This is a genomic window from Bradyrhizobium sp. CCBAU 53340 (assembly GCF_015291645.1).
Taxonomy (GTDB): domain Bacteria; phylum Pseudomonadota; class Alphaproteobacteria; order Rhizobiales; family Xanthobacteraceae; genus Bradyrhizobium.
The window spans coordinates 4,593,493-4,615,047 of record NZ_CP030055.1; the positions used below are offsets into that span (position 1 = coordinate 4,593,493).

At 63.9% G+C, this 21,555-nt stretch carries 21 protein-coding genes; 11 read left to right on the forward strand and 10 right to left on the reverse strand.

Annotation, left to right across the window (positions count from 1 at the left end; genetic code table 11):
• The first annotated feature begins 16 nt into the window (after positions 1 to 16).
• Together XH89_RS21925 and XH89_RS21930 are read left to right on the forward strand one after the other, a co-directional pair.
• Positions 17 to 736: an IclR family transcriptional regulator gene (locus XH89_RS21925; protein WP_246767583.1), complete on the forward strand. Its 720-nt coding sequence runs from the start codon at positions 17 to 19 to the stop codon at positions 734 to 736.
• 100 nt (positions 737 to 836) lie between these two features.
• On the forward strand, positions 837 to 2,429 hold the full coding sequence (locus tag XH89_RS21930; protein WP_301267411.1) for an FAD-dependent monooxygenase: 1,593 nt from the start codon (positions 837 to 839) through the stop codon (positions 2,427 to 2,429).
• A 39-nt stretch (positions 2,430 to 2,468) separates the two neighbouring features.
• On the opposite strand, the gene XH89_RS21935 is transcribed toward XH89_RS21930, so the two are convergent.
• Genes XH89_RS21935 through XH89_RS21950 form a run of 4 tightly spaced genes read right to left on the reverse strand, consistent with a single transcriptional unit; the run spans position 2,469 to position 4,481 of the window.
• Positions 2,469 to 2,636, reverse strand: a complete 168-nt coding sequence (locus XH89_RS21935) for a hypothetical protein (RefSeq protein ID WP_194462503.1) — start codon at positions 2,634 to 2,636, stop codon at positions 2,469 to 2,471.
• Between the two features lie 34 nt (positions 2,637 to 2,670).
• Positions 2,671 to 3,231, reverse strand: coding sequence for an isochorismatase family protein (locus tag XH89_RS21940; protein ID WP_194462504.1), 561 nt, complete (start codon positions 3,229 to 3,231; stop codon positions 2,671 to 2,673).
• A gap of 25 nt (positions 3,232 to 3,256) precedes the next feature.
• A complete protein-coding gene (locus tag XH89_RS21945) occupies positions 3,257 to 3,877 on the reverse strand; it encodes a GNAT family N-acetyltransferase (protein WP_194462505.1) in 621 nt (206 codons plus the stop codon).
• Entirely contained in the window at positions 3,864 to 4,481 is a 618-nt protein-coding gene (locus XH89_RS21950; protein WP_194462506.1) for a hypothetical protein, read from the reverse strand. The genes XH89_RS21945 and XH89_RS21950 overlap by 14 nt, the downstream gene beginning before the upstream one ends.
• 71 nt (positions 4,482 to 4,552) lie before the next feature.
• Here XH89_RS21950 and XH89_RS21955 point away from each other — a divergent pair, with 71 nt between their 5' ends.
• The gene (locus XH89_RS21955; RefSeq protein WP_194462507.1) at positions 4,553 to 5,593 is read left to right on the forward strand and encodes a LysR family transcriptional regulator; all 1,041 of its coding nucleotides are present in this window, start codon (positions 4,553 to 4,555) and stop codon (positions 5,591 to 5,593) included.
• 95 nt (positions 5,594 to 5,688) lie between these two features.
• Here the strand turns inward: XH89_RS21955 and XH89_RS21960 are convergent, their stop codons facing one another.
• Both XH89_RS21960 and XH89_RS21965 read right to left on the reverse strand, forming a co-directional pair.
• Positions 5,689 to 6,525, reverse strand: coding sequence for a PilZ domain-containing protein (locus tag XH89_RS21960; RefSeq protein WP_194462508.1), 837 nt, complete (start codon positions 6,523 to 6,525; stop codon positions 5,689 to 5,691).
• Between the two features lie 202 nt (positions 6,526 to 6,727).
• Entirely contained in the window at positions 6,728 to 7,876 is a 1,149-nt protein-coding gene (locus XH89_RS21965; protein WP_194462509.1) for an autotransporter outer membrane beta-barrel domain-containing protein, read from the reverse strand.
• Between the two features lie 376 nt (positions 7,877 to 8,252).
• Between XH89_RS21965 and XH89_RS21970 the strand changes: the two genes are divergently transcribed.
• Positions 8,253 to 8,459: a cold-shock protein gene (locus tag XH89_RS21970; protein WP_057757870.1), complete on the forward strand. Its 207-nt coding sequence runs from the start codon at positions 8,253 to 8,255 to the stop codon at positions 8,457 to 8,459.
• 84 nt (positions 8,460 to 8,543) lie between these two features.
• On the opposite strand, the gene purN is transcribed toward XH89_RS21970, so the two are convergent.
• Complete coding sequence (gene purN, locus XH89_RS21975; protein ID WP_194462510.1) at positions 8,544 to 9,197, reverse strand: phosphoribosylglycinamide formyltransferase; 654 nt, start codon at positions 9,195 to 9,197, stop codon at positions 8,544 to 8,546.
• A complete protein-coding gene (purM, locus tag XH89_RS21980) occupies positions 9,197 to 10,270 on the reverse strand; it encodes a phosphoribosylformylglycinamidine cyclo-ligase (RefSeq protein ID WP_194462511.1) in 1,074 nt (357 codons plus the stop codon). The genes purN and purM overlap by 1 nt, the downstream gene beginning before the upstream one ends.
• 154 nt (positions 10,271 to 10,424) lie before the next feature.
• On the opposite strand from purM, the gene XH89_RS21985 reads away from it, so the two are divergent.
• The 7 genes from XH89_RS21985 to XH89_RS22015 all read left to right on the forward strand — a co-directional run bounded on the left by XH89_RS21985 (position 10,425) and on the right by XH89_RS22015 (position 20,192).
• Entirely contained in the window at positions 10,425 to 10,967 is a 543-nt protein-coding gene (locus XH89_RS21985; RefSeq protein ID WP_194462512.1) for a CDP-alcohol phosphatidyltransferase family protein, read from the forward strand.
• 91 nt (positions 10,968 to 11,058) lie between these two features.
• Positions 11,059 to 11,736, forward strand: a complete 678-nt coding sequence (locus tag XH89_RS21990; RefSeq protein ID WP_194462513.1) for a DnaA ATPase domain-containing protein — start codon at positions 11,059 to 11,061, stop codon at positions 11,734 to 11,736.
• Positions 11,737 to 11,878: 142 nt separating this feature from the next.
• On the forward strand, positions 11,879 to 14,068 hold the full coding sequence (locus XH89_RS21995) for an RNA degradosome polyphosphate kinase (protein ID WP_194468576.1): 2,190 nt from the start codon (positions 11,879 to 11,881) through the stop codon (positions 14,066 to 14,068).
• Between the two features lie 15 nt (positions 14,069 to 14,083).
• Positions 14,084 to 15,586, forward strand: coding sequence for an exopolyphosphatase (ppx, locus tag XH89_RS22000; protein WP_194462514.1), 1,503 nt, complete (start codon positions 14,084 to 14,086; stop codon positions 15,584 to 15,586).
• Positions 15,587 to 15,675: 89 nt separating this feature from the next.
• Positions 15,676 to 16,809, forward strand: a complete 1,134-nt coding sequence (locus XH89_RS22005; RefSeq protein ID WP_194462515.1) for an efflux RND transporter periplasmic adaptor subunit — start codon at positions 15,676 to 15,678, stop codon at positions 16,807 to 16,809.
• Positions 16,810 to 19,884 (forward strand): efflux RND transporter permease subunit, encoded by a 3,075-nt coding sequence (locus tag XH89_RS22010; protein WP_194462516.1) that lies wholly within the window; start codon positions 16,810 to 16,812, stop codon positions 19,882 to 19,884. It abuts the gene before it with no gap.
• Positions 19,881 to 20,192: a DUF3240 family protein gene (locus XH89_RS22015; protein ID WP_194462517.1), complete on the forward strand. Its 312-nt coding sequence runs from the start codon at positions 19,881 to 19,883 to the stop codon at positions 20,190 to 20,192. The genes XH89_RS22010 and XH89_RS22015 overlap by 4 nt, the downstream gene beginning before the upstream one ends.
• Positions 20,193 to 20,197: 5 nt before the next feature.
• On the opposite strand, the gene XH89_RS22020 is transcribed toward XH89_RS22015, so the two are convergent.
• Both XH89_RS22020 and ndk read right to left on the reverse strand, forming a co-directional pair.
• On the reverse strand, positions 20,198 to 21,058 hold the full coding sequence (locus XH89_RS22020) for a TerC family protein (RefSeq protein WP_194462518.1): 861 nt from the start codon (positions 21,056 to 21,058) through the stop codon (positions 20,198 to 20,200).
• A gap of 40 nt (positions 21,059 to 21,098) precedes the next feature.
• The gene (gene ndk, locus XH89_RS22025) at positions 21,099 to 21,521 is read right to left on the reverse strand and encodes a nucleoside-diphosphate kinase (RefSeq protein ID WP_011086893.1); all 423 of its coding nucleotides are present in this window, start codon (positions 21,519 to 21,521) and stop codon (positions 21,099 to 21,101) included.
• Positions 21,522 to 21,555: the final 34 nt, after the last annotated feature.

Below are 21,555 nucleotides of genomic sequence, written 5' to 3' on the forward strand. Positions count from 1 at the left end.
GGATCGAGTCCTTGCCGTGCTCGATCTCTTCACCGAGGCGCATCCGCAATGGTCGCCCGAGGAGCTCATGAACGAGCTCGGCTATACCAGGCCGACGCTGTATCGCTACCTGAAGAGCCTGAAGGACAGCGGCTTCCTGATGCCGACGCGCGGCGGCCGGTTCGCACTCGGCCCACGCGTGGTCGAGATGGATTATCTCAGCCGCCGCTCCGATCCGTTGATCGCAACCGCTACGCCGCACCTGGAACGCCTCACGGCCGCGCACCCCTGCACGGCGCTGATCGTGCGCTGGTATGGCGATAAAATATTGTGCGTCGCCTCGATCGCATCCGCCGTGAATCCGGTCAGTAGCTATCCGCGCGGCAGACCGATGCCGATGGGGCGCGGCGCGATCGCGCGCTCGATCATGGCCTTTCTGCCCAAGCAGCGCGTCATGCCGCTGGTGACGCGATACGCTGTCGATCTGCGCAGCATCGGCGTCGGCGACGCGCCCGACGACATCCTTGCTGCGTTGAAGCGCGTGCGGCGCGCCGGCGTTGCCGTCGCCTTCGGCGAAGTGACGCCGGGCGCGGTCGGGATCGCCGCCCCGATCCTCGATGCAGGCTATCCGACCGCAAGCCTTTGCATCACGATCGCCGGCCAACATGCCAATGGCGAGCTGATCGATCGCATCAGCTCGGAGGTTCGCGAAGCGGCCCGGCAGATCTCCGATGCCGTCGAAAGTGAGACAACATAGTCTCACATATTGAGATTTTACTTGACGAGATACCGGCAACACCCCATGACGGCGGATGATCGCGCCTGGAATTGGCGCGGAACACGCACGGGGAAACGATGTGAGGCAGGCTGAGGCGAACATCCACGCGCCGGTCGTCGTCGTTGGCGGCGGACCGGTCGGAATGGGCCTGGCGATCGGCCTTGGCCTGCGCGGCATCAAGACCATCGTGGTCGAACGCTACGAGCAGCCGCAGCCGATCCCGAAGGGACAGAATCTCACCCAGCGGACGATGGAGCATTTCCATTTCTGGGGCGCGGAGGCGGCGCTGCGGGCGGCCCGCACCATTCCACCCGACTACGGCATCGGTGGAATGACCAGCCACGGCACGCTGCTCAGCGGCGACAATTACAACTGGCTGCAGCGCGAACTGGTTCGGCCATTTTACTTCACCGACAATGAGCGCCTGCCGCAATACGCGACCGAAGCGGTGTTGCGGCAACGGGCAGCGCAACTCCCCGCCATCGATCTGCGCTACGGATGGACATGCCAGGACGTGCGGCCTGAAGCCGACGGCGTCATCCTCGATATCGTCAATCGTGAGGGACTGCAGCAAAGCCTGCGTGCCGATTACGTCGTCGGCTGCGACGGCAGCCGGTCGGTCGTGCGCGAGCGCGCCGGCATAACGCAGACCCGTTCCGACCATGATCGACTGATGGTCTTGCTGGTGTTTCGCTCCGCCGAATTGCACCGCTTGCTCGGCAGGTTTCCGGGCAAGTCCTTCTACAGCGTGCTGCATCCGGATCTCGACGGCTACTGGAAGTTCTTCGGCCGGGTCGATCTGGGCACCACCTGGTTCTTCCACGCCCCGGTCCCCGCCGACACCACGGCCGACAATTTCGATTTCAGGCGCCTGCTGCACGAGGCGGCGGGTGCGGAGTTCGATGTCGACATCGAGCACATCGGTTTCTGGGATCTGCGTTTCACGCTGGCCGACAGCTATCGCGCAGGCCACGTCTTCATCGCCGGTGACGCCGCACACAGCCATCCGCCCTATGGCGGCTATGGCATCAACAGCGGTTTCGAGGACGCCGTCAATCTAACGTGGAAGCTCGCCGGGGCCCTGCAGGGCTGGGCGCCTGCGAGCCTGCTCGACAGCTACGACGCAGAACGTCGCCCCGTCTTCGCATCGACCGCACGCGACTTCATCGAAACATCGATCTTCCGCGACCGGGATTTTCTCCGGCAGCATGATCCGGCGCGAGATCGGGCGGATTTCGAGGCTGCCTGGCTCGCCAGGCAGTCTGGCGCACGCGCGGAAGTCAACGCCTTCGAGCCAAATTACGAGGGATCGCCAATCGTTTTCGGGCCCACAGGCGGCGTCAGCAGCGCAATCGGTTCGCACGCCTATGCAGCGCGCGCCGGCCATCATTTGGCGCCGCAACCTCTGTCATCAGGCAAGAACGTCTTCGAGGAGCTCGGCGACGGCTTCACGCTGATTGATCTGGCGGATGGCGCCGCGGCAGCCGCTTTCAGGCAAGCCGCCGCGTGGCTTGGCACTCCGCTGAAGGTGATTGAGGACACGGCGTCAGGCGGCCGCGAGAAATACGAGGCGGGGCAGATCCTGGTGCGGCCCGATCAGTTTGTTGCCTATGCAGGCAATAATGCTGACGACGCATCCAAGATCCTGATGCGTGCCGTCGGCCGCTTCTGACCGGATCGCAGACCGCTTCGCACTTTTCCGGATCATGCTTTAGGCCGCGCCGTCGTCACTCCCGTCGCCGTCCGCCGCGGCTTCCCTCACCTCGGCCAGCGCCATCGACAGCAGATAGACGGTCGTAGGCAGACCGATCCGGCGCGCCGCCTCGACGGCCAGCGACAGATCGCTCGCCAGCTGCTTGAGTTCGTCCTCCCGAGACAATGTCCCACCCCATCAATCCGCCGATCGCGGCAGCCTAGACCGCGACGGCGCCGCTGGCTCTGATCAGTTCGGCGCTGGACTGGATTGTAGCAAAGTTGGCAATGACATTCACCACCGACCGTCTATAGGCGGCCGCCTCGTCGGTGCCCGGCTGGCGGCAGGCAACGGCATCGGTGATCACCTGATAGCGGTGGCTGCGATGAAACCCCTCGACGATTGTCGCCAGGATGGTCTCGTCGAGGGAAAAACCGGTCATCACGCAACGCAGATTGCGGACGCTGGACATGTAATCGGCGAAACGCGACGAGCTGTAGGCCGAGGGCAGCGGATGTTCAAACGTCATCTCGCCCGGACGCGGCCTGGCCTCCGCCATCCAATCCGTCAGCCTGGATGACGGATTGAACCACGCCGCCTGCGCGATCCGCTTCAAATGCATCACCGGCCAGAGATTGCTCCGCCACAGCGCCAGCAGCCCCAGACAGCGCATGGTGGCAGCGTCATCGTCGAGCACGACGTGGCGACGCCCTGGGATCAGATATTCCACCTGAAGGTCCGCGCAGATCAGGACCAGCGGATCGTCGTGGGAGACCGGCATCGTCTTGCGCAGAGCTGCACCCTTTTCAACGATCGGCGAGTGCAAGGTCCCGCAGGGGCGAGGTTACGGCCCGCCCTGCCGAGGCATCGAGCACGCCCGGGCGGTCCCAGTCGCCCTCGGGACGGATGATCACGTAGGGATCGCTGTCAAGCGTGATCGCATCCGGCCCCGGCTCGATCTCAAGCAGCATCTCCGTGTAGGAGAAATCCGAGAAGGTGATCTTCCTGTTGTGGCCGAGCGGCTTGGCGCCGAAATGAGCCCAGAAATCGACCAATCGATCCTGCGCCTGGCCGTAGATCTTGCGAAAACCCTTGCGCTTCACGAAGTCGATGCTTGCCTGCACCAGCTTGAACGAAAGACGCGAGCGCCGATATTGGTGCCGTACCGCAAGCCGTTCGACCTTGGCGAAATCGCCGAAGAAGCGCACGCGCAAACAGCCCGCAGGTTCATTGCCGATGTAGCCGATGAAATGCGCAGCGACCATGTCGTTGCCGTCGAACTCCTCTTCGAACGGGCAATCCTGCTCGGCGAGATAGACCGCGGAGCGAATGGCTGTCACCAGCATGAGGTCGCTCGGATCGCGCGCCAAGCGAACGGTGATGGCGCGGGAGTCGGGCCTGGCGAGGGGAATCCTAGTGCCGTGCATCTGTGAAACTCCTTGCTTGGATGATCGCGCCCGGCATGCGTATCGGCTGCCGATGCCAGGGACGCTCGTAACACCAGAGATCGGGCTGGAAGCTTGAAACGGGCTCGAATCCGGTCGCCTTCATGATCTCGCGTCCGGCCACGGTTGACGGCTGCGCATAGCAGTCCGCGCCGCGAAATCTTATCTGCCGCAGATGAGCCGCAGCCTTGCCAAGACCAGCGATGCCTCGGCCGGTCGTCGCGATCGCCCAGATGTAGATGGCTGCGACGTCCTCATTTGCCGAAGCGAGATAACGCGTTTCGGGCGCGGTCAGACAGATATCGTCGAGCAGCAATGCATCATGCCCGCGGTCGTTGAGAAACAGGAAGGCCATGCCGCCGAGCAGATTGCCCTTCCGGGAGAAGGTCAGGATGCTCTGCGGATCGAACGCGAAATATTTCGCCAGCTCCATCGCCCCAATCTGAACGCCCGGCACCAGGCGGTGCGCCATCTCCGCGAGCACAGAGATTTCGGAAAATTGCGCGCAGCGCACATCCACCTCGGGGCTCAGCGGCAGGGCGTCGAAATCATGCCTTGGGGCAAACAGGCCCCTTTCCATACTCATGTCGTCCCTCTATCGTTCAGGAGTTTTGCACGTCCCTATCGGCGGAAGCTTAGCGGCCGGAGATCAGGAGTATGCAGCAAGTATTGCACCGGGGTGCTGCAATGATGCAGCACCATGAAGAAGCGCTAAATGCGTCCTGGGACGATTTGAAATTGTTTTTAGCCTGCGCAAAATTTAAAAGTTTCCGCAATGCCGCCGAAGAGCTCGGCGTCACCTCCACGACATTGATGCGCAGGATCGACCGGCTCGAAGAGAGCATCGATTGCAAGCTTTTCCTGCGTGACCAGAGCGGGCTCACGCTGAGCGACGAAGGCGCTGCGATGATCGCCGACGTCGCGCATATGGAGCAGCACGCCTTCAACGTCTTCCGCCGGGCTTCACGATCCTCCAACGACACGTCGGGCACCGTGCGCGTCGCGGTGACGGAAGGCCCCGGCAATTTCTGGATCCTGCCGCGGCTGATCGACTTCCAGAAGACCTATCGCAAGATCACCGTCGACCTGCGCTGTGCCATGGAGCAGGCCGACGTCGCCCGACTGGAGTCGGACATCGCCATCCAGCTCGAGCCGCCAACCAATCCCGATCTCATCGTCGCCAAACTCGGCCGGCTGCATATCTATCCCTTCGTCTCGAGGGACTATGCAGATCTCTACGGTGTACCGGCGACGCTCGCCGAATTGCCGAACCACCGCATCATCAAGCAGAGCGCACCGCAGGTCGACGACAGCGCCTATGCCCGCGTGCTCGGGTTGAAATCCCTCGACGGCATCGTCGGAATCAAGACCAACTCCTCGGTCGGGGTGCTCTATGCGGTCGAGCGCGGCGCCGGCGTCGGTTTCCTGCCGACGGTGTCGATCGCGCTCGGCGCGCCGCTCGTCGCCATCGACCTCGGCGTCAGCCACCACGCCGATCTCTGGCTGACCTATCACAAGGAGTTCCGCGCCTCCGAGCGGCACAAGATCGTGGTCGATTGGCTGAAGCAGATCTTCGATCCCAGGACCTATCCCTGTTTCCGCGACGAATTCGTCCATCCGAATGCGCTGGTGCCGATGATGACGGCCGCACGCGAGGCCTTCGGATTGACGGACTATGTCGCGACGACGCCGGCTTAAGTCGCCAAGCGGATTCGTCAAACTTCTGTCGGCGCAAACTCAACCATCCGGCGGCTGTGAGGTTCTCGGCCGATGAGTTGACTGCGGGCAATTCATCAACCGAAGCGCACGCCAATCCGCTTCGGCTTGCGCCAGACCACCGTGCAGCGCCGTTCCGCCGATTCCATTTCCATCACCAGGCGGAAATTGTCCGGAACCAGCGCAAGATTTGCGTCCTCGATTAAAGCACCGCTGGCGGAAATATCGCGCACCATGCAGGTCAGCCTTTTGCCGGCAAAGCTGATCCTGGCAGCGCGTTTCACGGCACGCCGCGGTAACTTGCGATTATCGCGCCCGGCCGCCGCTGTCTTGTCCGGCTCGCTGTTCGATACAGCGAGGTCCGGCTGCTTCACGGTCGCGCTCGGCCTGATCAGACCCGAGAATACGATATCGGCTTGCATCTTGAAATCGCCGAGGACCCGACGCCGTGTGTTGGCGATAGTCAGCTGCAGCGACGCGAGGATTTGTTCGACGGCCCCGTCACGGCCAAACGGCAATAGCAGACGGTGACATTCCACACGCCGGCCGTTGGGGCCAATGGTCGAAATGATCATGTAGACGGCAGCACCTGTGTCCGCACACTGCTTTGCGGCATCCAGCGTCACTCGCCGCAACGACATCGGCACGACCTCTTCCATGGTCTTGCCGGCCCAGTCCGAGTTGAAAGCCTGCGATACGTTCTCACCCTGGTACAACGCGCGGAACTTCTGGCGGGGCCCTTTGCCCTCGATACTCCAGACCACGAGCTGCTTTGGATCGTGCGATAAGGCCGTTGCGTCAAGTTCCGTGAAGGCGGGGAAGCGCCGGCCGGCCGACAATTGATCCCAATAATCGGTGAGCGCGCGCTGCGAAGGCGATTTGATCGCCACAGACGATATGAGTTTGAGCCTCATCCGATTTATCCGACCGCGTGAGGCATAAAGCTTGGCGGAAGTGATTTAAGGATGGCTGAATATTCCCCCCGCGCTGCTCCTCGTGCCCTTGACGGTGCCGATTTCGGACTTGGCAGCCACCCCGCCTACCAAGGTACCGCGTCCGGTCGTCGCCCTCGCCCTGTCTGTTTGGAGAAGGACGGCGTCTCAGGATGTGCTCCGATTACCAGCGGTATTCGAAGCCGACCGTGCCCTGGTGCGAGGTCAGCTCGTTGCGGAACTTGCCGTCGTAATTGACGTAGAGCCGCGCGGTATTGGTCAGGCTGAGCGAGGCCGCGGCACCGGCGTCCATGCCGTAGCGGCTCTCGCCGATGCCGGGGACGATAATGTTCTGGGTCCCCAGGCTGACCTGCACCGAGCCGAGGTCCTGATAGAAATTGTCGACGAACTTGCCGTAGGCTGACAGGTCCAGAATTTTCCGGTCGAAGATGAAGTACCGCCCGATCTCGGCGCCGATCATGACGCGCGCGCGTGCGATCGCGCTCGAACCGACGTTGAGGGGATCGAGGCCGCCAGCCTCCTGGAATGCCGCGCCGGTGGCGCGCACATATTCGAGCGCACCCTTGGGCACGACGCGCATCTGGTCCTTGGTCCAGTAATAGCCGATCTCGGTCAGCGCGCCGTCGACCGCGGCACGATAGCCCGCGGTTGCGAGGCCAAAGCCGGTATCCCTGATAGAATGGACCTTGCCGAAGCCGTGCACCACCGCAAAGGCCCAGGTCCACGGCCCCTTGTCGATGGAGCCGTTGAAGCCGACCTGGGTCAGGTCGAGCGTGGCCGACTGGAGCGCGAGCGGCACGTCGATGTCGGTATGGCTCTGGTCGACGGAGAAGCCGAGATTGACGCCCGGCGCGATCCGCGCGCCGAAGCCGGCGACACCGCCGAATGTCTTGCGCTTGTCGCCGACGAAGTCACCCTGCGCATCGGTCCGGATCGAGATCCCGTAGCCCTCGTACCAGGTGCGATAGCGCGGACCCTCGGTGCTCTCGGACGCGCCGCCCCCACCCGGATTGGTGCGTGAGGCCCGGTTGATGCCGCTGGAAGCCTGGTTGCCGAGGCGCTCCAGGAAGTTCGAGCCGAGATCGAGCGTGCTGCTGCCGGCGGACTGGTTGACATTGGTCGCTGTCGGGCTCGGTGTCGGCGACGGGACCGGCGTCGGAGACGCCGCCGGCGTCGGGGTCTGCGCGAAGCCTGATGCAACCGGCATCATCACGGTAACTAACAGGGCCACGGCAATTGCCGTCATGATCCGGCGGACACGGTCCAGCCCGATCGTCTGCCGTATCCCTTGGGGCTGCTCAGTGCAGCACATGACGACTAATCCCGAAGCAAAAGGCGGCCCGCGAAAATACAACACGGATGGCGAGCAGATGCGGCGATTTGTGCTGAACTGCCACGAGGGGTCAACCGTTTGGCACACTACCGCCAAGGCGATTGCCCCTGATTGTGGTTCCGCTGCCACAGGTCGCAAATTGCAGCGGGGCATCTTCGATGCAGTCTTGAAATTCGCGCGCGCCTTGCTAGCGCGTGGTTTTCGTGGTGGAATATCGTACACAATCGGAATTGGCCGCTCGACTGTGCGTTTCGCGACAGACTCAAGACTCGAACAGACTTCCGGAAGCCCGTTTGTGACGTGGCGCGCGAAAAAGCGGCCGCGTCTTTTTAGTATCTAGCGGAGGAGACTAACGATGCCACAAAAGGGCACCGTCAAATGGTTCAACCCGACCAAGGGCTACGGGTTCATCAAGCCGAACGGCGGCGACAAGGACGTGTTCGTCCATATCTCTGCCGTTGAGCGTGCTGGCCTCTCGACCCTGAACGAGAACCAGGTGGTTGAATACGACCTCGTGGAGAACCGCGGCAAGACATCCGCGGAGAACCTCAAGGTCTCCTGATTTCTCACGACACGCGAGAGATCATGACGATGCCCCCGGCTCTGCCGGGGGATTTCATTTGGGAAGGCGAAACGCGACCGCGCTTCAGGTCACCACCGGCGCAACCAGAAAATTCTCCGACGCCGCGCTTCCCGCAGTCTTGCACACGTCACCCTCAATGCGGACCTTCCCGCTCGCAAGCAGGCTCAGTGCCGCAGGATAGATGCGGTGCTCGACTTCGAGTATGCGCTCGGACAGCGTGTCGGCCGTGTCGTGATCGCTGACGGGTACAGCCCCCTGCATCACGATCGGGCCTGCATCGGTCTCGGGGATCACGAAGTGCACCGTCGACCCGGACAGTTTCACGCCGGCGCGCAAGGCCTGGCCGTGCGGGTCGAGCCCGGGGAATGAAGGCAACAGCGACGGATGGATGTTGAGCATCCGCCCGTACCAGGCCTTGGTGAATTCAGCGGTGAACAGGCGCATGAAGCCGCCGAGGCAAATCAGCTCGATGCCGTGCTCGTCGAGCGCGGCCTGCAGCACCTTTTCGAAGCCTGCGCGGTCCTTGCCGAACGGCTTGCTCTCGATCACCAGCGTCTTCACGCCGGCTGCCCTGGCCCGTTCGAGACCGAGCGCATCGGCCTTGTTCGAAATGACCAGCGAAATCTCCGCCGGAAAGTCGGCCGCGCTTGCTGCCTTGATCAGCGCGGCCATGTTGGAACCGCGCCCCGAGATCAGAATGGCGACGCGCCGCTTCATCACAGCGCCAGATCGAGCTGGCCGTTGTAGACGACGCGGTGCTCGCCTTCGGCCGGGATCACCGTGCCGAGCTGCGCCACGGTCTCGCCTGCATCGGTGAAGACCCGCACGACTTCGTCAACCTTGTCAGGCTCGACGATCGCGATCATGCCGATACCGCAATTGAAGGTGCGCAGCATTTCGAGCTCGGCGATGCCGGCTTGCGCCGCCAGCCATTTGAACACCGGCAGCACCGGCAGGCGGGCGAGGTCGATGCCGACGCCGAGATGGTTCGGCAACACCCGCGGAATGTTATCGGTGAAACCGCCGCCGGTGATATGGGCGAGGCCCTTCACCGCACCGGTTTCGCGGATCGCACGCAAGCAGGATTTGACGTAGAGCCGCGTCGGCGTCAGCAGCGCACCGCCAAGCGTCATGACCGGCGCGAACGGCGCCTGCGCCCCGAAGCCGAGGCCGGACTGTTCCACGATCTTGCGCACCAGGGAGAAGCCGTTGGAATGCACGCCCGACGAGGCAAGGCCGATCACGGCGTCGCCCGCGGCGATATCCTTGCGCGGCAACAACGTGCCGCGCTCGGCGGCGCCGACGGCAAAGCCGCCCAGATCGTAGTCGCCGTCCTTGTAGAGGCCAGGCATCTCGGCGGTCTCGCCGCCGATCAGGGCGCAGCCGGATTCGCGGCAGCCCTCGGCGACGCCGGCGACGATGGCTGCAGTGGCCTCAGGGTCGAGTTTGCCGCAGGCGAAATAGTCGAGGAAGAACAGCGGCTCGGCGCCCTGCACCACGAGGTCGTTGACGCTCATGGCGACGAGGTCGATGCCGATCCCGCCATGCAGGCCGGTCTCGATCGCGATCTTGACCTTGGTGCCGACGCCATCGGTGGCCGCGACCAGGACGGGGTCCTTGAAGCCGGCCGCCTTGAGGTCAAACAGGCCGCCGAAACCGCCAATCTCGGCATCGGCTCCCGGCCGCACGGTGGCGCGCACCATTGGCTTGATCAGGTCGACCAGGCGGTTGCCCGCGTCGATATCGACGCCTGAATCGGCGTAAGTGAGGCCGTTTTTGCGGTCGGTCATGCCCGATTTCCAGTGGGTTTGCGGCTGGTTACGTCGAATTCCGGGGACGCGCAATGGCTCGCATGGCGCCCCGCCCTATACTATGTAGATATCAACCGGTTCAGCCTTCAAACGGGCCGGATTCGAGGTCAGGCCGGGTGCCGGGAAGCGCCGTGTGAGTATTCCGAACATCATTACCCTGGGCCGCATCATGCTGGTCCCGATCATCGTCTGGGCCATCGTGTCGAGCCAAATGGAGGTGGCGTTCGCCGTCTTCCTGATCGCGGGCGTCAGCGACGCCGTGGACGGTTTCCTGGCCAAGCGCTTCAACATGACCAGCGAACTCGGCGCCCTGCTCGATCCGCTGGCCGACAAGGCCTTGCTGGTCTCGATCTACCTGTCGCTGGGGATCTGGGGCGACATTCCGCGCTGGATCGTGATCCTGGTGGTGTCGCGCGACATCATGATTGTCGCCGCGGTGATCGTGTCCTGGCTGTTCGACAAGCCGGTCGAGATGAAGCCCTCGAAGGTGTCGAAGCTCAACACCGTCGCCCAGGTAGCCTATGCGGCGCTGGTGCTGGCTGCCCTCGCATTCGGCTTCAACCCGGCCCCCTATGATATAATGCTGATGGGCTTGGTCACGGTGTTCACACTGTCCTCCGTGTCGCTCTATCTCCTCGAGTGGCTGCGGCACATGAGCACGATCGAGGCCAAATGAGGCGGGACAAGGCCCCGTAAAGGGCCAACTCTCGATCAAATAAGTCGAATCTTCAGACAGCGCCGGCGCGCCGGCACGGAGCAAAGCAAGCGTGGCAGGCCGCGTTCATCCTCGACAACTGGCATTCTCGCTTCCGCACGCGGAGAGCCTCAGCCGGGACAATTTCCTCGAGGGCCCAGCCAATGCGGCCGGACTTGCTCTGATCGACAGCTGGCCGGAATGGCCAAACCGGATCATGTGGCTGGCCGGCCCCGAAGGCTCGGGCAAGAGCCATCTCGCCGCGATCTGGGCCGAGTTATCAGGCGCCCGCTCGACCACGGCCAATGCGCTGACCGCAGCCAGCGTCCCCGGCGCACTGGCGACCGGCGCGCTGGTGGTGGAGGATCTCAAGGCCGGGGATTTCGACGAACGCGCCCTCTTCCATTTGATGAACCTTGCCCGCGAGGACGGTGCGTATGTGCTGTTCACCGGACGGGAGGCGCCGGCGGCGATCGAGGTCGAACTTCGGGACCTGCGCTCCCGGCTTCGGACGATTCCCGTGATTTCGCTCCTGCCGCCGGACGACCGGCTGTTCCGCGGCCTGATCATCAAGTTCTGCGCCGATCGCCAGCTCGCCGTGGACGAGAGCGTGGTGAGCTACCTTGCGACCCGGCTGGAGCGGTCGTCGGCCGCCGCCCGGCGCGCCGTGGAATTGCTCGACGGCGAGGCGCTGCGGCTCGGCCGCCCCGTCACAAGGGCGCTTGCCGCCGAGCTGCTTCGGGACGTCTGACCGGGATGGCCCCTTCACGCCCGCTTGACGCGGTGCCGAGGCGGAACATCAATGTCATCGAAACGTCATCGCACTAACACATGCTCCGGCCGGTTTTGCGCGTAAGTCGCAAATTGGGGCAATTTTGATGGACCGACTTCTCATGGACTCCGCGCAAACTGTTGAAACAAAAGAGAAAGATACGGAATCCGAGGGTCTGCCGGCGATCGCTTCGAGCCCCGAGCGGTTCATCAATCGCGAGCTGTCCTGGCTGCACTTCAATCGGCGCGTCCTGGAGGAATCGGTCAACCCGAGCCATCCCGCGTTGGAGCGGGTGCGATTCCTGTCGATTTCGGCAAATAACCTCGACGAGTTCTTCATGGTCCGCGTTGCCGGCATCAAGGCGCAAGTCCGCGAGGGCATTGCCGAACGCGCGCCCGACGGTCTGACCCCGTCCGAGCAGCTCGCACTGATCAACCGCACCGTCTCCCGGCTTGCCTCGGACCAGCAGGCGATCTGGCGCGACCTGCGCGGCACGCTCGCCGAGGTCGGCATCGTGCTGGTCGACGGCAAGGACGTCACCAAGGCGGAGCGGAGCTGGCTCGAGGACTATTTCCTCAACAACGTGTTCCCGCTGCTGACGCCGCTGGCCATCGACCCGGCCCACCCCTTCCCGTTCATCCCGAGCCTCGGCTTCACCATCGCGCTCCAGCTCACGCGCGAGGCCGACGGCAAGCCGATGAACGCGCTGATCCGCATGCCCGGTAAGATCGACCGCTTCATCCGCCTGCCGGCCGAGGGCAAGGTCCGCCTGATCTCGCTGGAGCAGGCCACCAGCCTGTTCATCAACCGCCTGTTCCCCGGCTACAGCCTTCACGGCCAGGGCGCCTTCCGCATCATCCGCGACTCCGAGCTCGAAATCGAGGAAGAGGCCGAAGACCTCGTCCGCCTGTTCGAGACCGCGCTGAAGCGCCGCCGCCGCGGATCGGTGATTCGGCTCGAGATCGACGCCAAGATGCCGGAGGAGCTGCGCAGCTTCGTGCAACACGCGCTGTCGGCATCCGACGACGAGGTGTTCCTGGTCGACGGCGTGCTCGCCATGAACGAGCTGTCGCAGCTCACCCGCCTCGACCGGCCCGACCTCGAATTCACCCCTTACGTGCCGCGCCATCCCGAGCGCGTGCGCGAGCATGGCGGCGACATCTTTGCTGCGATCAGGCAGAAAGACCTGATCGTCCATCACCCTTACGAATCCTTCGACGTGGTGGTGCAGTTCCTGCAACAGGCCGCGCGCGACCCCGACGTCGTCGCGATCAAGCAGACGCTCTATCGCACCTCCAACAACTCGCCGATCGTGCGCGCTCTCGCCGAAGCTGCAGAAGCCGGCAAATCCGTCACCGCACTGATCGAGCTGAAGGCGCGCTTCGACGAAGAGGCCAACATCCGCTGGGCGCGCGACCTCGAACGCGCCGGCGTGCAGGTCGTCTACGGCTTCCTCGAGCTGAAGACCCACGCAAAGCTCTCGATGGTGGTGCGCCGCGAGGGCGGCAGCCTCACCACTTACGTCCATACCGGCACCGGCAACTATCACCCCGTGACCGCGCGCATCTATACGGACCTCTCCTACTTCACCTCGGAACCGACGATTGGCCGCGACGCCGCACGCGTGTTCAACTTCATCACGGGCTACGCCGCGCCGAGCGATCTGGAAAAGATGGCGGTGTCGCCGCTGACCTTGCGCAAGCGCATCATCGAGCACATCCAGGGCGAGACCGAGCACGCCCGTCACGGCAAGCCCGGCGCGGTCTGGATGAAGATGAATGCGCTTGTCGACCCCGACATCATCGACGCGCTGTACGAGGCCTCGCAAGCCGGCGTCCAGGTCGAGCTCGTGGTGCGCGGTATCTGCTGTCTCCGCCCCGGCATTCCCGGCCTGTCGGAGAACATCCGCGTCAAGTCGATCATCGGACGCTTCCTGGAACACGGCCGAATCTATTGCTTCGGCATGGGCCAGGGCCTGCCGAGCGCCAAAGCGGCTGTGTATATCTCGTCCGCCGATATGATGCCGCGCAACCTCGACCGCCGCGTCGAGGTACTGTGCCCGCTGCAAAATCCGACGGTGCATCAGCAGGTTCTCGAACAGATCATGGTCGCGAATCTGAAGGACAATGAGCAGAGCTGGCAATTGTTGCCGGACGGGTCTTCAACGCGTATGAAGGCCGCGAAGGGCGAGGAGCCCTTCAACGTCCACAACTACTTCATGACAAATCCGAGTCTGTCTGGCCGTGGAAAGTCGCTCAAGGAATCCTCGCCGCGGCGTCTCACGCGCCGAAACGAACGCCATCAGTCCTGACCGGAGATCTTTGCCGTGAAACGGCCGCGCAGGCGTGGCGCTAGCGTCGCGGTCATCGACATCGGCTCCAACTCGGTTCGTCTCGTGGTCTACGAGGCGCTGGCACGGAGCCTGATTCCGATCTTCAACGAGAAGACGCTGTGCGGCCTCGGGCGGGAGGTGCAGAGCACGGGTCTGCTCGCGCCTGACGCCGTCGACAAGGCGCTGACGTCGCTGAAGCGTTTTCGCGCGCTGTGCCGCGTGATGCAGGTCGGCCGCGTGTTCGCGATCGCGACCGCAGCCTGCCGCGATGCTTCCAACGGCCCCGACTTCATCGCGAAGGCCGAGCGCATCTGCGCCGTGAAGATCGAGATCCTGTCCGGACCGCGCGAAGCAAAACTCTCGGCGCTCGGCGTGATCTCCGGCATTCACCGTCCCGACGGCATCGTCGGTGATCTCGGCGGCGGCTCGCTCGAACTGATCGACGTACGCGGCAACAGCGTGCGCAGCGGCGTGACGCTGCCGCTCGGCGGCCTTGCGCTGCAGGACCTCGCCCACAAATCGCTCAAGCGCGCCGACCGCATCGTGCGCGATGCGATCGACGAGGTCGACCTGCTCGCCGCCGGTCGCGGCCGCACCTTCTACGCCGTCGGCGGAACCTGGCGCGCGCTCGCGCGCATCCACATCATCCAGAGCGGCTACCCGCTCCAGGTGATGCACGGCTATTCCATACAAGCGGCCGAGGCGCTCGATTTTGCCCGCCGCCTGCGGCGGCTCGCCGCCGCCGACATGCTCGCCGACATCGAGGTCGTGGCCGATGCACGGCGCCCTCTCCTCACCTATGCTGCGCTCGTCCTGGAGCACATCATCCGGGTCGCAAAGCCGAAGACCATCGTGTTCTCGACCTTCGGCGTGCGCGAGGGCCTGCTGCACGAGAAGCTGCCGGAGTCCGAGCGCAACAAGGATGGACTGATCTGCGCCGCGGAAGAGCTGAACGAGCTGCTGTCGCGCTCGGCCAAGCACGCCCGCGAGCTGATCGCCTGGACCGACCGGCTGGCGCGCGTCGTGAAGCTGCGCGAGACCGAGGAGGATCGCCGCCTGCGCCACACCGCCTGCCTGCTGTCCGACATCGGCTGGCGCGTCCATCCTGACCATCGCGGCGAGCAGACGCTGAGCCTCGTGGTCAACGCCAATTTCGGCGCGATCGACCATCGCGAGCGCGCCTTCGTCGGACTGTCGGTGTTCTATCGCTATGCGGGCCTGAGCGAAGAGAACCAGCCACCGCTGACCATGCAGGAGCTGCTGACACCGACGCAGCTCGAGCGCGCCCGCCTCCTCGGCGCGGCATTTCGCGTCGCGCATTTGATCTCGGCGGCGCGTCCTGGCGTGCTGCCCGCCACGCATTTCCGTAGCCGGGGCCGCAACCTGATGCTGGTGTTCGAGCACAGGCTCGGCGATCTCGTCGCCGACCGCGTCGGCAGCCGCTTCAAGCAGCTCGCCCGCCTGATCGGGCGGTCCGGTTCAATCGTGAGGCGCTGAGCCGCGCAGCTGTCGCCGGTTGATGCAAATCAACCCGATCGTGTCATGCGGGATTAACGTATCACTACGTTATCTCGGACCAGCCTGCGATGCAGCTTCAACATGGGTTTCGCCTTCCGATCGGCGTTCGGAAACTGGCTGCCGGCGTCCTGTTCGCGTTCGTCTTTGGCTCTTCGCCCCCGGTGCTCGGAGCACAGGACGAAGTCAAGCTGAGCGAGCCGCAGGCGCGGAACCTCGGCGTGCGCGTCGTTCATCCGATCGCAAGCAAGACCGATCTGACGCTGCCCTACCCCGTCCAGATCGTGATTCCCACGCCGCAATTGTGGGTCGTCAGCGCCCCCGTAGCCGGTATGGTCGCCAGCCTCTCGGTCGGCCGGGGCGATCGCATTTCGGTCGGCCAGCCGCTGGTCACCCTGGAAAGTCCAAGCTTCGTCTCCCAGCAGCGCGACTACCTGCACGCGATGGCCCAGGAGCTGCTCGCAACCCAGCAGCTCAAGCGCAACATGGATCTGTTCGAGGGCAAGGCCGTGCCACAACGCGTGCTGGAGGCGAGCCAGGCCGAGGCGCGCCAGGCGACGCTCGTCGCCGCCGAACGCCGGCAGATGCTGCGTCTGAGCGGAATGTCCGACGAGGCAATTTCGCGCCTCGGCCAGGAAGCGGCAATCAGCGCCACACTCACTGTGAACGCGCCGCAGAGCGCATCCGTGGTCGACGTCGTGATATCGCCGGGGCAGCGGCTCGAACAATCCGCGCCGCTCGTCAAGCTGGCGCGGCTGTCGCCGCTATGGGCCGAAATCGCAGTTCCCGCCGCAAACATTCGCGCGATCCGCGTCGGTGCGAAGGTCGAAATCGAGGGCTATTCCACGCCCGGCAAGGTCGTACTGGTTTCCGAGACAACAGATCCCGCGACCCAGACCATCCTGGTCCGCGCGGAAGTTGCCAACGACGGCGAACTGCATCCCGGCCAGACGGCCGCGGCGCGCATCGGCTTCCTCTCCGCCGGCGAAAGCGCCTGGGAGATTCCCTATGCGGGGCTGACCAGGCGGGGCGAGCAGACGTCGGTATTCGTCGCCTTCGACGGCGGTTTTCGGCTCGTTCCGGTCACGCTCCTGGCCGAAGACCAGGACCATGTGGTCATAACCGGGCCGATTACCGATCGTGACGAGATCGCGGTCGGCGGCATCTCGGCGCTTCGCGGCATTCTCTCGGGACTTGGCCAATAAATGCTCCGGCACCTGGTCGCATTCGCGCTTTCACAGCGGCTGTTCGTCGTACTGAGCGTCTTGCTGTTGATCGGCGCCGGTGCTGTCCTCCTGCCTAGCCTGCCGATCGACGCGTTTCCCGACGTCTCGCCGGTTCAGGTGAAGATCATCATGAAGGCACCGGGCCTCACTCCCGAAGAGGTCGAGCAGCGGATCACGGTGCCGGTCGAGCTTGAGCTGCTCGGGCTGCCGAACAAGAAGATCCTGCGTTCAACCACGAAATATGCGCTCGCCGACATCACCGTCGATTTCGAAGACGGTACCGACATCTACTGGGCGCGAAATCAGGTTTCCGAACGACTGTCGAACATCTCACGTGATTTTCCCGACGGGGTAAGCGGCGGTCTTGCGCCGATCACGAGCCCCTTGGGCGAAATGTTCATGTTCACGATCGACAGTGCCGAGCTTTCGCTCGCCGAGCGTCGAACCCTGCTCGATTGGGTAATCCGTCCGGCCCTGCGTACGGTGCCGGGCGTTGCAGACGTCAACGCGCTCGGCGGCTACGTGCGTGCCTTCGAGATTGTTCCGCGCAACGACGCGCTCACCGCTCGCGGCATTTCCTACGAGCTGTTTCGCCGTGCGATCGAAGCAAACAGCCGCAACGATGGCGCCGGACGGGTGAATCAGGGCGAGGACAGCGCCCTGGTACGGATCGAAGGCAGCATCCGTTCGATCGAGGACATCAAAGCCATCGTGGTGGACGTGCGCGAGGGGGTACCGATCTTCGTCAACGACGTCGCGAGCGTCAAAGTCGGGACGCTGACACGCTATGGTGCGGTCACGTCGAACGGGCGCGGCGAAACCGTCGAGGGGCTCGTGCTCGGCCTGCGCGGCGCCAACGCGGGACAACTCGTCCGCGATGTGCGTGCCCGCCTCGCGGAACTGCAGCCCTCGCTGCCGAAAAGCGTTTCGATCAACGTATTCTATGACCGCAGCCGCCTGGTCGATCGCGCCGTGGGGACCGTCGTGCGAGCACTCGGCGAGGCCACCGCCCTCGTCATCGTTCTTCTGTTGCTCTTCCTCGGCAACTGGCGAGCCTCGCTGGTGATCGCCCTCAGCCTGCCGCTGGCCATCGTCATTGCGTTGATCATCATGCGGGTGGTGGGAATGTCGGCCAACCTGATGAGCCTCGGCGGACTTGCGATCGCGATCGGCATGCTGATCGATGCGCTGGTCGTCGTGGTCGAGAACATCGTCGGCAACCTCGGTCACCACGATCCCGGCAAAGCTATTCCCCTGATCCATCTGGTGTACCGCTCGGTCTGCGAGGTCCTGGAGCCAGTGGCCTCGGGCGTCCTCATCATCATCATCGTGTTTGTGCCGCTGCTGACGCTGCAGGGCCTTGAGGGGAAGCTGTTCATCCCTGTCGCGCTCGCGATCATCTTCGCCCTCGCAGGCTCACTGCTGCTTGCGCTCACCGTGATCCCGGTCGCGACGTCCTTCCTGCTCAAATCTGCCTCACATCGGGATCCTCTGGTGGTTCGCGCGGCCCAGCGCGTTTACGCACCGGCATTGAACTGGGCCTTGAGCAACGAACGCAAGGTGATGGCCGCGGCGCTGATCGGCCTCGTCGCCGCGGGCTTTGCCTATACGAAGCTCGGCAAGACGTTCATGCCGACAATGGACGAAGGCGACGTTATCGTCAGCGTGGAGACGCTTCCCTCCGTCAACCTCGACGAATCGCTAGCCATGAACGGGAGGCTGCAGACTGCGCTCCTTGCCGTGCCCGACATTGCCGGCATCGTCGCGCGGACCGGCTCCGACGAGCTCGGCCTCGACCCCATGGGCCCCAACCAGACCGACACGTTCCTCGTGCTGAAATCGGCGGCCCAGCGGCAGACCGAGGATCGCGAAGCCCTGCTGCAGAAGCTGCGTGAGGTTCTCTCCGGCTTTCCCGGTATCTCGCTCAGCTTCACCCAACCCATCGACATGCGTGTGCAGGAGATGATCAGCGGTGTGCGCGGCGACGTGGCGGTGAAGATCTTCGGCCCCGATATCTCCAAGCTGAACGAAATCGCGGCAAAGCTGTCGGCCATTCTATCCGGCATTGACGGTGCCGAGGACGTCTACACCACGCTGAACGAAGGCGCTCAATATTACACGGTTTCCGTCAATCGAATGGAGGCCGGGCGTCTCGGCCTGACCGTGGACGCCATCGCCAATTCGCTCCGCACCCAGATCGAAGGCCGAACGATCGGGACCGCGCTGGAGGAAGGACGCCGCACTCCCATTCTGGTCCGCGGCAGCAACACGACCCGGGAGGCGCCGACGCTGCTGGCAAGCCTTCCGCTGACGCTCGCGTCAGGGCAGCACGTGGCGCTGTCGCAAGTCGCGCGCATTCAACGCGTCGACGGCCCGGTCAAGATCGACCGCGAAGACGGCGCCCGCATGAGTGTCGTTCGAGCCAACGTCCGGGGCCGCGACATGGTCGGCTTCGTCGAAGCGGCCCGCCAGAAAGTCGGCACGGAACTCCAGCTCCCCGAAGGCTATCGGCTCACATGGGGCGGGCAGTTCGAGAACCAGCAACGTGCCTCCGCACGCCTGTCGGTCGTCGTCCCCGTGGCGATCGGTCTGATTTTCGTGCTGCTCTTCACGGCGTTTGGTGCCATCCGGCAGGCCCTGCTCGTGCTCGTGAACATTCCTTTCGCCCTGATCGGCGGCGTCTTCGCACTGGTCTTGACGGGTGAGTACCTGTCGGTGCCGGCTTCGGTCGGATTCATCGCGCTGCTCGGTATTGCCGTTCTCAACGGCGTCGTTCTGGTTTCCTACTTCAATCAGCTGCGCGCGCACGGCCTGAGCGAGCATCGCATCGTCGTCGAAGGCGCCATGCGCAGGCTTCGGCCCGTGCTGATGACCGCGAGCATTACGGCACTAGGTCTGATTCCGCTGCTGTTCGCCTCGGGTCCCGGATCCGAAGTCCAGCGACCGCTTGCCGTCGTCGTGATCGGGGGGCTGCTGTCCTCTACCCTGCTGACCCTGATCCTCCTGCCGATCCTGTATCGCCGCTACGGCGGATCACCGAAGGTGGCCAAATGACCGAGCAACCGGTCTGCCTCACGCTTATTGTGCCGCGCCAGCTCCGCGACGAGGTGTTCGACCATCTCACCGAACAGGCCGATCTGATTTCGGGATTCTCGGCATCTGACGGCACCGGTCACGGCGCCGAAGTCCGGCTGCAAACGCCCGCCGAACGCGTGAAGGGTCACGCCGACCAGGCCATCGTCCAGATTGTCCTGGCAAAAAGCGACGCCAGCCGCCTGCTCGATGGCCTGCGGGCTTCATTCGCCGGAACCAGACTCGTGTTTTGGGTGATGCCCGTAACGGAATTCGGCAGGATCGATTGACCAGCCTATTCAGCCGACGCCTTTGCGTGCTGCTCGGAGGCATCTAGCGCTGCGGCCTGCAGGCTGCGCCGGCGCCAGATCGCGCCGACCAGCAACACGACGACGACACCGAGCGCGGCGCAGAGATATTCGCCGCCCGCACCTCCGTGGCCGAATTGAACCGGGATGCGCAAGCCCGCAAGCATCTTGTCGAGCGAGGTGCCCAGCGTGCCCTCGGACAACGAATGCAGCGTCGGCGCCACGCCAGGATCGGTCGCGATTACCTCACCCGCAATCCAGCCGAGCAACGCTGCACCAGCCCAGACCAGGATCGGCAGCTTCGAGAGCAGCGCCATGATCAGCGCCGCGCCGGCGACGATCAAGGGCACGCTGATCGCAAGGCCAAGGACCAGCAGCGGTACGCTGCCATTGGCGGCAGCGGCAACCGCGATGACGTTGTCCAGACTCATGATGATGTCGGCGACGACGACGATCTGCACCGCCTGCCAGAGATGCGAGGCCGACGCGACGTCGCCCTCGTCCTCGTTTTCCGGCACGAGCAACTTGGCCGCGATCACGATCAGTGCGAGACCGCCGACCAGCTTCAGATATGGCAGCGCCATCAGACTTGCGACGACGCCGGTGAAGATGATGCGCAGCAGCACGGCTGCGCCGGCGCCGAGCACCATGCCCCATAGCCTGTGCCGCGGCGAGAGGCCGCGGCAGGCGAGCGCAATCACCAGCGCGTTGTCGCCGGACAAAAGGATGTTGATCCAGATGATCTTGCCGACCGCAATCCAGAAGGTCGGTTCGGCCATCTCATTGCGGAACTGGGTGAAGAATGCCCCGATCGTGGAGGGATCGAAGATCTGCCAGAGCCAGTTCACAATAAGTCCTTTCGCCCCGTCGACTGAGCGTGTCGGCTTTTTAGCCGACGATCTCGTTGCCCGAGAAGAACTGCGCGATCTCGATCGCGGCGGTCTCCGGAGCGTCCGAGCCGTGGGCCGAGTTCTCGCCGATCGACTTGGCGTAGAGCTTGCGGATGGTGCCCTCGGCCGCCTTCGACGGATCGGTGGCGCCCATCGCGTCGCGATACTTGGCGACGGCGTTCTCGCCTTCCAGCACCTGGACGACGACCGGGCCGGAGGTCATGAACTCGACGAGCTCGCCGAAGAACGGGCGGGCCTTGTGGACGGCGTAGAAGGTCTCGGCCTGTTCCTTGGTCATGCGGATACGCTTCTGCGCGACGATGCGCAGGCCCGCCTTCTCGATCACGGCGTTCACGGCGCCGGTCAGGTTACGCGCGGTCGCGTCGGGCTTGATGATCGAGAAAGTGCGTTCGATGGCCATGATCTTGTCCTTGAAGAGAAAATGGTGGTTCGGA